The sequence below is a fragment of the Variovorax flavidus genome, assembly GCF_030317145.1.
GTDB lineage: Bacteria > Pseudomonadota > Gammaproteobacteria > Burkholderiales > Burkholderiaceae_C > Variovorax > Variovorax flavidus.
Map to the genome: position 1 here is coordinate 1 of NZ_JASZYE010000022.1, position 10,220 is coordinate 10,220.

The window sequence follows — 10,220 nt, forward strand, 5'->3', positions numbered from 1 at the left end:
CGCCAGCACACTCACGGCAGGCTGCAGATGAATCAACTCGCTCATACTTTCCTTGGCTTTCGCATGACGTGGCCTGGTTTGGACGGACGACGGGAAGACCGGTCTTGGCCGTCAGACGTCTTCAACCGTGACCGGGCCGAACGCGCCTGTGAGCGACTCGAGGAACATCCCGAGAAACGCGAAGTACTCGCCCGCACGCTCGGAGACGATGCCATCTTCCACCAGCTCACAGTCGAATGAAAACTCGGCGCCATCGAACTGGTTAAAGACGACAAATCCGCCGCGCTCATCGACCTTGGCGACCTCTGAGAATCCTCGGAGCACCTCAAGCACCGCCTCTTGCGAGGTGCTGTCAAATCGAAAATGCTGGCGTAGTCCCATAGATTTAGAAGGCGGGTCGGAAGGTCCGCTCGTGGCCGAATCTTGCCTGTTGCGCCGGGGTGTCTTCTAGGACCATTGTCCCCAGGCGATGTTGTGCTCGAAGCCGGGGACGACCCCAAGAAGTCTCTCCGTCGCCTCCTTCGCAGCCATGTAGAACGCAGCGTAGGAAGAATCGATTGGATGTACCTGCAGGGCTGTGAGGTCAATCTGGCATGCAAGCACCGGAGTGAAGCTCTGCGACATCAGGACCGTGAAAACGCCGTTCTTGGCGCCGGCAACGTACTCGTCTTCTACGTCCGCTGCGTCCACCGAGAGCGAGAACATTGGCGAGGGCGCGATGGATGCCGTCAGGCCGGCGGCCATGGTCCTACCTCCGGTCTGGCGCCTCCACTCGTGCGTGACCTTCCGCGGTTCGCGCACGCTCGACCAAGGCGTTCCCTCTACCTTGCTTGTGAGCCAATCGAGGACTTCTGCGGGTGTCTTCATCGTTCTTCCTGGCGTTGTCGACGCTAGCTGACTCGGAGCTTTGAGTGTCGGCTTGTGGCCGCATCCGGCTCATCAGGCCAGCCAGGAGGCTAGGCGTTCGCCAAGAAATCTGCCCGTAAAGTAGAGCAATACCAACGTCGGTACGCCGAGGAGCAGGTAGGCGGCACCCCACGACAGTCCTTCGATGAGCCACCCCAGTCCAACGGCTTGGAGAAGACCACCCTGAATAGCAATTGGAAGCTGAAGAAGGATGAACGCCCCATTCTTGTCTCCGCCGGCCTGCATGGCCAACATTGCGCACGCCGCCACACCGATGCATTAGAGGGCGGATTGCGCTAGGCCAAAGCGGCTCATTGGGACTTTTGCAGGGGAGCTCAACCGGAGCTTTGGGTCGGACACAGACCGATTCTGGTCTAGCAAGAAGTCAGCGTGCACACACCGATGTCCGCTTGGTGGTAGACCAGCAACGAAGTCCGGTCTTGGCCGATGGCAGTCAAGCTATCGGCGTAAAAGCACCCAGTACCAAATCGCATACAGGGCAATGACGAAAATCGCCAGCCCCTGTGCGTATGGCCTCGCGTTGATGCTGCGTCAGACGGCCCCAGTGGGTAAGGTACCGGCCCGCGGCGACATCGTCCTTGATTTCCCAACCGACGTTGCAATCGCCCATTGCCTCACACTGAGCCTCGAGCCCGGCCGCGTGCTTCGTCCTCCTATCAAGGCCAACGCGCTTGTCCTGCAGCCGTCGTCTGCGAGAACTGCCGCCGGTACGCTGAGGGCGAGATCTTGTAAGCGGCGGAGAACTTATTTCGCAACGACACCGCCGAGCCGAAGCCGGCATCGGTAGCCACACGTTCCACCGGCTTGTTGGTCGTCTCCAGCAGCCGCTGGGCCAGCGCGAGTCGTTGGCTCTGCAGCCATTGACCCACGGTGGTACCCGTGGAATCGCGAAAGCGCCGGGTAAAGGTGCGCCGGCTCATCAGGGCGCGCCCGGCCAGCTCGTCCAGAGAATGCGGACGGTGCAAGTGCCTACGCAGCCACTCGAGCAGCGGCGCGAGCCGGTCGTGCTCGGCGGCGGCCGGGATTAGCTGCGGGATGTACTGGGCCTGACCGCCTTGCCGGTGCGGTGCCACCACCATGCGGCGCGCAGCGCGATTGGCCGCTTCGGCCCCGTACCGCACACGCAGCAGATGCAAGCAGCAGTCGATGCCCGCCGCCGTGCCGGCCGAGGTGAGCACGTCGTCGTCGTCAACGTAGAGCACTTCGGGCTGCAGCACCACCTTCGGATACTGCTTGGCAAAGGCTTCAGCCAAATGCCAGTGCGTGGTGGCCGGACGGCCATCGAGCAGCCCGGCCTGCGCCAGCACGAAAGCACCAAGGCACAGCCCGACTACCAGCGCGCCACGGCGATGCGCCGCCTGCAGAGCGCGGATCAGCGTTGGCGGCGCGGGCGCCTCGTCGTCGCGCCAGGAGGGCACGATCACGATTTGCGCACGACGCAGCGCTTGCAGGCCGTGCGGCACCATCAATGCGAACCCGGCATTGGTTTGCAGAGGCCCCGGCTCGATGCCGCATACCAGCAGTCGAAAGCGCGGAATACCGGTCTCAGTTCGATCCTCGCCAAAGACCATGCAAGGTACGGAAAGGTGGAAGGGACTAATGCCGTCGAAGGCCACGACGGCGATTGTTGTGATGCTTTCACGCCGCATGGCCCGATCTTATCGGTGAATGGCTCGCGGGCCACTTTTGCCAAAGGGTCCGCGGCCCAACAATCAGCCCCCTTAGCAACAACATCGCCAGATGGCGTCCGAGGAAATCATGAGCCAATCCGTACCCCGCCGCGCTCTCATAGTGATCGACGCGCAGAACGAATACTTCGCCGGCGGCGGCCTGCCCATCGAATACCCGCCGGTCGAGGAGTCGCTACCTAACATCACCCGCGCCATGGATGCAGCCCGTGCGGCCAGTACGCCGGTAGTGGTGGTGCGCCACCATGCGCCCAAGGGCGCGCCGGTGTTCCAGGCCAACACCCGCAACGGCGAACTACACGCCGAGGTAGCGCGCCGGCCACACGACCATCTGGTCACTAAAACCTTTCCAAGCGTGTTTACAGGCACCGACTTCGCCGACTGGCTGCACCGCCACGGCATCAACACCATTAGCGTGGCCGGCTACATGACCCACAACTGCAACGCGTCTACCGTTTATGAAGCCATGCACCGCGGCCTCAACGTGGAGGTGCTGTCGGATGCCACCGGCGCCTTGCCCTATGCAAACGCAGCCGGCCGGGCCAGCGCCGAGGAGATCCATCGCGTCTTTTCTGTGGTGTTTCACAGCAACTTCGCGGCCGTGGTGAGCACCGACGACTGGATCGCCGCCCTGAAGGGCGGGAACGCGATCGAAAAGGACAACGTGGTGATGTCGAACCGGCGCGCGCGACCGACTTTGTGAGCCTGTCTCGCTCAGAAGGGCACGTTGCACCGCTCCACGTAGCTCTTCGATTTCTCGTTGAAATCGGCGAGAAGGCGCCAGTCCATCCGCTCCTTGTTCGCGAACCAATGATGTGACGTCATGAGCGATCCTCTGGTTCAACGTGTTCTGCCCAGGAGCGCCGGCCGACCTTGACGAAAGCCTGCGCAGCGAATGCTGCCAGCAATGCCAGGATCCGTGCGAGGTCGACCACGGCCACCGCCCCGATCGCTGCGCCAAGCAACAGCAAGGAGGGTGCGCTGAACAAGCGCGCTGCGACCGTCAGCAGCACGAAGGCTGAGGCGCCGAGCAGGAACTCAATCATTGGTCCGGTCCTTTGCAGCCAATACCGTTCGCAGGTGTCGTCCCGCGGCTAGAGCCGGGCCTCGGTGCGTACCGGCCACCAGTCGTAGAGAAAATTCTCCATGGACCGGACCAGGTCCGCCGGGCCCGTCAACGACAGGTCGAGGCCGGCACGCGGAAAATTGCTCTGGGACTGACCTTCAGCCACGAGCCCAATGGCACGCGCATCAACGGCGGCGAGGGCAGCGGCTGGTCTCGCGGCTGGGCGTGCGCGTGCACCGCACCTGGGTCCGCGAAGACGGCCGAAAGCTGCAGCCGTACCTCACCTTGAACTGGTGGCACGACGATGTGGACAACTCCGAGGCCTTCAACCAGGTGGTGCTGGGGAATCTGTATCCGACCAACCGCTACGAGGTGAAGCTGGGCGTCAATGCAGACCTGGGGCGCGGATGGGCCGGGTGGGGCAACCTGGGCTATCAGTGGGGCAGCCAGGATTACAGCAACACGCGACGCTGCGGCTCGGCGCCAAGTACACGTGGTAGGGCGGGCACGGCGCCGCCCTTTCTTGAATTCCGGCCCTAAAAAAACCCGTCGTGATGCGGCGCTGTTGAACTTGTTCGAGCACCTCCTAGTGATCCGACCGACGGATGCATTGATACGCCCAAGTCGACACTGATCTTGATCTGGCACTTGGGCAAGCCCGTGCTCTTCCGACGGAGGCCGCCTGCTCAAGCGTGGATTCAAACGTCGATTGATTTGGCTGATTGTGTGCTTTGCTTTATTGCGGCTGCCTGCCTCCTCTTCGGCCAAACGCCAACGCAGTACAACGCCCAAATGATGAAGAACGGCTGAAACAACGGGCGAATCCAGAAGTACCATGCGCCAAACTCCAATCCCTGAACAGTCTGTCCTTTGAGAGCGACATTGATGTTCGCGGCCACAACAAAGAACAACATCACCGCTAGCCAGAGGCCCGCCTGCTTCTGGAGATTCGGCAACGCCAGCCGCCGATAAAACTCGGCGGGAATCAAGAGCGCTAAGCCGCCCGCCAATTCAGCGACGCCCGTCAGATATACCCATGCGAAAGCGTGTTCGGCCAATGCATCCGGGATCATGGGTACATAGCGGGTCGAAGCGTTCACGAAGTGGTCCACACCTGTGAAGAGGAAGCCCAGACCCATGCCCCACCTAAGGGATGACCGAAAGTCCAAACGACGCTTGAGAAGGTTGGAGACAACCCACGCTATCCCTGCGCCCATGCAGATCAGTAGAAGAAAACTCATCGCGTTGTCCAATGTTTACAATGGACACATTGTTTCACGAAAATGTTTCCAACGTCAACTTCGAAGGAAAGCAGCCTTGACCCCTTATCACCACGGCGACCTGAAGACAGCCCTCTTGCTTTATGCGCGGGAGCAGCTGGAGACTGCTAGTCTTGACGCTCTGTCCATGCGCGAGATGGCGAACGCTGTCGGCGTCTCACACAGCGCCGCGTACCGGCACTTCAAGGACAAGCGGGCGCTGCTGCAAGCTGTGGCCACATTGGGTTTCGAAGAAATGCTCGTCTCGAGTAGAGGCGCAGAGAACGCAGCGGCGGCGGATTCCAGAGCGAGGCTGAGAACGGTAGGTTTAGCCTACGTGCGATTCGGCCTGATGTATCCACGGCAACTGGCGCACATGTTTAGCGCCGTCTCGGACCCTCAGGCGAGCCATGAACTCACCAGCGCGGGTGCAGAACTGTTCGAGTTGCTTTACCAACTAGTCTGCGAGGGTCAACGCGAAAAGGCGATCAGGAGCGATGACGCGAGACAGCTGGCGCATGCGTGCTGGGCGATGGTGCACGGGCTTTCTACCCTGCTAGGGATTGGAGCCTTGCGAGTTCGTCAGACAGACTTGGATGCACAGTTGCTCACTGCGGAGCATGCGCTTGACGTCTTCCTCGACGGAATGGCATCCCGCGTGAAAGGATAAGCATGCGACCGAATGCGTTCTCCCCCCCTTTGGCATTCCCGTTAAGGACGTGCCGCGCACCCTGGGCGAACGCGTGGGCACCCAAGTGAAGCTATCCCTTTGGGCAATGGAGCCGACCATTCAACCCGCCGGGGCCGCCGGCGCTACTTGCGCGGGGCCTTGAAGCGCTCGGCCAAGCTTGCTTCCAGCCAGTCCACTGCCTTCTGCAGCCCCCCCAGATAAGGCGCCCGCACGAGGGAAATCTCCATGCGCAACGCAAGATCCGGAATGCTGATGCGGCGCAATTGGGGCCGACGCAATTCGGCGGCGCGTTGCTTCGGCACCATACCAATGCCCAGCCCGCGCTCCACCAGCGAGGCCTGCAATTCGATGTCGTGCACTTCGGCCGCGATGTGCAGTTGCGCGCCGCTGCGCTCGACGGCTGCACGCAAGGCGGACCGTGAACCGCACAGGCCGTCGGGCGTGAGAACCCAGCCGATGCGGTTGAGTTCCTCGAGCTTCGGCCGGCTGCCAAGCGATAACTTGCGCGAGGCCAGAAAAACAATCTCCTCGGCTGCGAGCACAACGCCTGGCGAGCGCGCCAGCGCATCTGCGGCGCCCGCAAAGAACACCACGGCAGCGTCCAGTTCTCCCTTGTCCACACGCGGCAGCAGTTCGCTGGTCCAGCCGCTGGACAGTTGCAGGCTGAGTTCGGGGTAGTGCGTGCCCAAGCCGTGTAGGCAGTCGGCCAACGCGGCGTCTGCCAGTGCGTGGACGACACCCAGACGCAGCGCGCCATGCGGTTGCGAATGACTGGATGCCTGCAGCTTCAGTTCCTCCACGGCCGCGAGCACCTTGCGCGCCTGGAGAAGCACCGACCGCCCGACGGGCGTGAGGCGAGCCGGCTTTGCGCGGCGGTCGAGCAGCGTCGCGTCCAGCAGGTTTTCCAGCCGCTGCAACTGCCGCGTGACTGCCGGCTGCGTGAGCGGCAGACGGCGCGCCACGGCCTGAACTGAGCCCGTTTCGGCGAGCAGGACGAAGGTCTTCAGCTCATTGATCATGATGTCATTTTTGCATGAAGATTCTAAGAATAATGAATTTGCGTCCTCTCATGCGCCTCGGCACAGTCCGTTTCTTTTCAAGCAAATCACCAGGACATGACGATCAAATCTTTTGCAATCCAGGCGCACGGTTTCGATGGCCTGAAGGCTGTGCAGCGCGCGGTGCCGGAGCCCGGCGAACGGGAAGTTCTGTTGCGCGTCCGCGCGATGGGCCTCAACTACCGCGACGTCGAGATCGTGCTCGGTACCTACCACACCGACTTCCCCTTGCCGCTCGTGCCGCTCTCGGACTGTGTGGGCGAAGTCATCGCTACGGGCCCCGGCATCACCCGCGTGCGGCAGGGCGACCGTGTCGTCGTCGCTTTCTGGGAACGCTGGAACGACGGCGCCTTCAGCCTCGCCGATGCGGGCGCGCCACTGGGCGGCCCGAAGGACGGCGTACTCACCGAGCAGTTCGTCGCGCTGGAAGACCGCCTCGTGGTGGTGCCTGACGCGCTGTCGGACTTGGAGGCTGCGAGCCTGCCTTGCGCTGCGAGCACCGCATGGCATGCGCTGGTCACTGCCGGGCGACTCAAGGCCGGCGAGACCGTGCTGGTCCAAGGCACGGGCGGTGTGTCCCTCTTCGCGATGCAGTTTGCGCTGATGGCCGGCGCGCGCGTGATCGCCACCTCCAGCAGTGATGCCAAGTTGGAGCGCGTCAAGGCGCTCGGTGCGTCCGGCACCGTCAACTACAAACGTCACCCGGAGTGGGCCGCCGAGGTGTTGCGCCTGACCGGCGGCCGCGGGGTGGATCACGTCCTCGAAGTCGGCGGCCCCGGCAGCTTCGGCCAGGCGCTCAAAGCCATCCGCCCGGGCGGGCAGGTCAACGTGATCGGCTACCTGGGCGGCGCCAACGGTGCGACCAACCCGCTCGAGATCTTCCGGCGGCAGGCCACGGTAAGGGGCATCCCGGTCGGCTCCCGCTGGATGCTGCAGGAGCTGATCGCCGCCTATGCGGCAAGCAGCCTGCGGCCGCTGATCGACCGCGCTTTCGATTGGACGGATGCCGCGAATGCACTTCGCCACCTGCATTCAGGCGATCACTTCGGCAAGGTCGTGCTCTCGGCCTGATCACGGATCAGCGATAAATGAAGAACATCACTCTCGCCATCAATCTATTTGCTGCAGTCGCCGCAAGCATCGCCGCTTGGTATTGGTTCAAGGCATCGCAGACCAATCTTCCGGAGATCGACAAGTCCACGGGACGTCCGACACGGCCAATCGGTGCATTGCAACTGAACTCCGAAATTGTCGATGCAGCACGGCGCAATCGGATCGCCGCAACCTGGAGCGGTATCGCCGCGGGCCTTGGCGCCATGGGCCTTGTGCTGTCATCGTTGACGCCCTGACCGCGCCAAAGAGCCGGCCCGACTTCAGCAGCTATTAGAGCGCTTCCGGACGAGGCTGCGGGAGGTCACCAGATGTGGGAGGCGCTTGCCGCCTTGCTCACGCTAGCATCGACTCTCTTACCTTCGAGGGAGTCTCGATGCCATTGAGGTCATCAAGGTCCAGGTCATAGCGCATTTGGATGAACCCAGGCGGACCTGTGTAGAGCCCTCAACGCCGAAGAAGCTTAGGCCAATCGGCCACGATGCGCCCTGGCGGAGTTCATGCATCTCGAGTGGCGGCTCTATCGACGGGCTCCCTTGTTTCGCTCGGAGCGGCTGCGCGCCAGCAAGGCAAGCGCCATGAAGCCCCTGCACTATGAATCCCGGCTAGCTAGCACACGAGCGGCCAATCGTGATCAGGGAGGTTTCGCGGCCGCGCTCGCAGACACCCGTGATCGAGTTGCGGGAGGTGCTGCCGTGCGGACTGGGGGATCCTTGATTTCCTTTTCTCGCAGCTGCTTGGTGAGTTCGAAGTTGACCTTGGCAAGCGCTAGCGAGTGCTCGTGAGCGGTGACCACCAGGCCCTTGGCCTCATTAATCAAAGTCCCTTGGAGGGCGGCAACCTCCGCCTCCCGCTTGGTAAGGCGCTCCTGCTGCAGTGCCAGCGTTCCAAACGAAAGCCAAAGCATGAAGAACGCCAAAAGCGTCGGCACGAGCCACACAGTTGCAAGCGCGGCATTGAAGGCGTCGACCCAAGACCTCTTCAGTTTATCGGTGACGGGAGGCTTGTTAGGCTGGCCGTGCAGCAGGGCATGCGCCTCGGAAGAAAGCTCCACACCGCACTCTCCGGGGTCGGCGCCGAAAGTGAGTTCAAAAGACCGCTTCGAGCACGTCGCAATGATCGCAAGCGCAAGTTCGGGGCCTGCGGCCCGGGCCATATCCATCAGAGCCTCCAGGGGCTCGGCAAGGATGAGCGGAATGGCGCTGCCCTATTGGATTTTGTCCACCGAGAGCCTGAATTCCCTACCCGGTGCGATCTTCAATCGGCCGAACGAAGCCTTGAGCTCATCGGTCAGGGTGTTGACGAATCTGGTCCGCAGCATTTGCTCTGCAGTCACGGCCTCGAGTGGACCCCTGCCGCCGTCGTACTTCAGGCTGCGCCAAAACTGGTCGGCCCTCTGTGCGTGAGAGAGTTGGACTGGCTCGGATGTAGCGTCCGGGCCCTGCGTGACCCCAAGTGGACTGAACGGCGCCGCTGAACCGGGGTCCGCCGGCGTGCCCGCCTTTGTTGCCCGGGCCGCCGGTCTGGCGCCTGCTCGGGTTTGGGAGATAGCCTCCGCGAGAGCCCGAACAAGGTCCCCATGCAGATCTCGCAATACGCCCAGGTGGGCGGTCACAAGATCTACCGAACTTGGCGAGTCTTTCGCCACGGCAAAGCCAGCAAACCTAATCTTGAAGGCGGGAACCCCCGATATGTAGGTCTCTATGGCCATGGCACCTCTCCAGCCCCCGCGAAAGGGCGAGATCTCTCCCTGCCCCTCAATGATCGGTCGGCGCAGGGCGACTTTCAACCTCAAAAGCACGGAGGTCGCGGCCGGGCGCGATCGCTGCCGCGCGCCTGGTGCCGGGCAATTTGGGGCTGCTCGCCCAGGGCGAGGAAAGCGCTCATGGGCCCTAGACGCGCATGCGAAGGCATGGCCTTAGGCGACGACGTACGCCCAAACAGTTCCCGCATGTATTCGCAGCAGCCACCGAGGTTTGCAAGGATCGTCTTCTTGCCACGAATGACGGCCGCAGCCAGGCGGTGGTTGCCGTCGGTCACCGGCCAGCGCCAAGGATTGCACACGCGAAACGGGGGCTGTTGGTCGAAGGACCGCTACTGGCCGGTGACGGCTGTTGGCCGGCCGGGCACGGTCAGTCCGCGGACGCTGGGGCTTCAACCCAGACGACCTCACCGGGGTGATGCTGGTCGATGGTATCGAGCGCGCCCCTCCAAGACGAGCGGCTCGCGCGCTCCCAGCGGATAGCTGAAGCGCGACAGGCCTTTCGCCTTCTGAGCGCCGTAGGCTTGCTCTGAAATGGCATCCGAGACCGGAGGACCCGAATCCGCCGCTAGACGCAACGCTTCCTTCAGGCCATTGGGGGTGATTGCGAGGAAGACCACGTTCGCTCCTGTTGTTTGAGGGTATGGCTGCAGACCGGT

12 protein-coding genes and 1 pseudogene are annotated in these 10,220 nt (G+C 62.5%); 5 read left to right on the plus strand and 8 right to left on the minus strand.

Annotation, left to right across the window (positions count from 1 at the left end; all coding sequences use genetic code 11):
- Window positions 1-111: 111 nt before the first annotated feature.
- From QTH90_RS31285 to QTH90_RS31295, 3 genes are all read right to left on the minus strand, one after another.
- The gene (locus QTH90_RS31285) at window positions 112-381 is read right to left on the minus strand and encodes a hypothetical protein (RefSeq protein WP_286668488.1); all 270 of its coding nucleotides are present in this window, start codon (window positions 379-381) and stop codon (window positions 112-114) included.
- Window positions 382-447: 66 nt separating this feature from the next.
- On the minus strand, window positions 448-867 hold the full coding sequence (locus QTH90_RS31290) for a hypothetical protein (protein WP_286668489.1): 420 nt from the start codon (window positions 865-867) through the stop codon (window positions 448-450).
- Window positions 868-1,583: 716 nt separating this feature from the next.
- Window positions 1,584-2,576 carry a GlxA family transcriptional regulator gene (locus QTH90_RS31295; protein ID WP_286668490.1) on the minus strand — a complete coding sequence of 331 codons (993 nt, stop codon included), beginning with the start codon at window positions 2,574-2,576 and terminating at the stop codon, window positions 1,584-1,586.
- Between the two features lie 109 nt (window positions 2,577-2,685).
- On the opposite strand from QTH90_RS31295, the gene QTH90_RS31300 reads away from it, so the two are divergent.
- Window positions 2,686-3,318 carry a cysteine hydrolase family protein gene (locus tag QTH90_RS31300; protein ID WP_286668491.1) on the plus strand — a complete coding sequence of 211 codons (633 nt, stop codon included), beginning with the start codon at window positions 2,686-2,688 and terminating at the stop codon, window positions 3,316-3,318.
- A gap of 118 nt (window positions 3,319-3,436) precedes the next feature.
- Here QTH90_RS31300 and QTH90_RS31305 read toward each other — a convergent pair whose 3' ends face one another.
- Window positions 3,437-3,661: a hypothetical protein gene (locus QTH90_RS31305; protein WP_286668492.1), complete on the minus strand. Its 225-nt coding sequence runs from the start codon at window positions 3,659-3,661 to the stop codon at window positions 3,437-3,439.
- Window positions 3,662-3,912: 251 nt separating this feature from the next.
- Between QTH90_RS31305 and QTH90_RS31310 the strand changes: the two genes are divergently transcribed.
- Window positions 3,913-4,221: an autotransporter outer membrane beta-barrel domain-containing protein gene (locus QTH90_RS31310; protein ID WP_286668493.1), complete on the plus strand. Its 309-nt coding sequence runs from the start codon at window positions 3,913-3,915 to the stop codon at window positions 4,219-4,221.
- A gap of 158 nt (window positions 4,222-4,379) precedes the next feature.
- Here the strand turns inward: QTH90_RS31310 and QTH90_RS31315 are convergent, their stop codons facing one another.
- A complete protein-coding gene (locus QTH90_RS31315; protein WP_286668494.1) occupies window positions 4,380-4,922 on the minus strand; it encodes a DoxX family protein in 543 nt (180 codons plus the stop codon).
- Window positions 4,923-4,998: 76 nt separating this feature from the next.
- Between QTH90_RS31315 and QTH90_RS31320 the strand changes: the two genes are divergently transcribed.
- Window positions 4,999-5,610, plus strand: a complete 612-nt coding sequence (locus QTH90_RS31320; protein ID WP_286668495.1) for a TetR/AcrR family transcriptional regulator — start codon at window positions 4,999-5,001, stop codon at window positions 5,608-5,610.
- 143 nt (window positions 5,611-5,753) lie between these two features.
- Here QTH90_RS31320 and QTH90_RS31325 read toward each other — a convergent pair whose 3' ends face one another.
- Window positions 5,754-6,650 (minus strand): LysR family transcriptional regulator, encoded by an 897-nt coding sequence (locus tag QTH90_RS31325; protein ID WP_286668496.1) that lies wholly within the window; start codon window positions 6,648-6,650, stop codon window positions 5,754-5,756.
- 96 nt (window positions 6,651-6,746) lie between these two features.
- Here QTH90_RS31325 and QTH90_RS31330 point away from each other — a divergent pair, with 96 nt between their 5' ends.
- Both QTH90_RS31330 and QTH90_RS31335 read left to right on the plus strand, forming a co-directional pair.
- Window positions 6,747-7,760: a zinc-dependent alcohol dehydrogenase family protein gene (locus QTH90_RS31330; protein WP_286668497.1), complete on the plus strand. Its 1,014-nt coding sequence runs from the start codon at window positions 6,747-6,749 to the stop codon at window positions 7,758-7,760.
- Window positions 7,761-7,777: 17 nt separating this feature from the next.
- Window positions 7,778-8,038 carry a hypothetical protein gene (locus tag QTH90_RS31335; RefSeq protein ID WP_286668498.1) on the plus strand — a complete coding sequence of 87 codons (261 nt, stop codon included), beginning with the start codon at window positions 7,778-7,780 and terminating at the stop codon, window positions 8,036-8,038.
- Between the two features lie 395 nt (window positions 8,039-8,433).
- Here QTH90_RS31335 and QTH90_RS31340 read toward each other — a convergent pair whose 3' ends face one another.
- Window positions 8,434-8,961 carry a hypothetical protein gene (locus tag QTH90_RS31340; RefSeq protein WP_286668499.1) on the minus strand — a complete coding sequence of 176 codons (528 nt, stop codon included), beginning with the start codon at window positions 8,959-8,961 and terminating at the stop codon, window positions 8,434-8,436.
- Window positions 8,962-9,968: 1,007 nt separating this feature from the next.
- Window positions 9,969-10,220, minus strand: a pseudogene (locus QTH90_RS31345) (hypothetical protein); the annotation flags it as partial.

Bases quoted from the DNA above. Each gene is read 5' to 3' on its own strand.
- QTH90_RS31315 (WP_286668494.1), bottom strand. From the start codon at position 4,922: ATGAGTTTTCTTCTACTGATCTGCATGGGCGCAGGGATAGCGTGGGTT.
- QTH90_RS31325 (WP_286668496.1), bottom strand. From the start codon at position 6,650: ATGATCAATGAGCTGAAGACCTTCGTCCTGCTCGCCGAAACGGGCTCA.
- QTH90_RS31300 (WP_286668491.1), top strand. From the start codon at position 2,686: ATGAGCCAATCCGTACCCCGCCGCGCTCTCATAGTGATCGACGCGCAG.
- QTH90_RS31305 (WP_286668492.1), bottom strand. From the start codon at position 3,661: ATGATTGAGTTCCTGCTCGGCGCCTCAGCCTTCGTGCTGCTGACGGTC.
- QTH90_RS31340 (WP_286668499.1), bottom strand. From the start codon at position 8,961: ATGGATATGGCCCGGGCCGCAGGCCCCGAACTTGCGCTTGCGATCATT.
- QTH90_RS31335 (WP_286668498.1), top strand. From the start codon at position 7,778: ATGAAGAACATCACTCTCGCCATCAATCTATTTGCTGCAGTCGCCGCA.
- QTH90_RS31295 (WP_286668490.1), bottom strand. From the start codon at position 2,576: ATGCGGCGTGAAAGCATCACAACAATCGCCGTCGTGGCCTTCGACGGC.
- QTH90_RS31290 (WP_286668489.1), bottom strand. From the start codon at position 867: ATGAAGACACCCGCAGAAGTCCTCGATTGGCTCACAAGCAAGGTAGAG.
- QTH90_RS31285 (WP_286668488.1), bottom strand. From the start codon at position 381: ATGGGACTACGCCAGCATTTTCGATTTGACAGCACCTCGCAAGAGGCG.
- QTH90_RS31330 (WP_286668497.1), top strand. From the start codon at position 6,747: ATGACGATCAAATCTTTTGCAATCCAGGCGCACGGTTTCGATGGCCTG.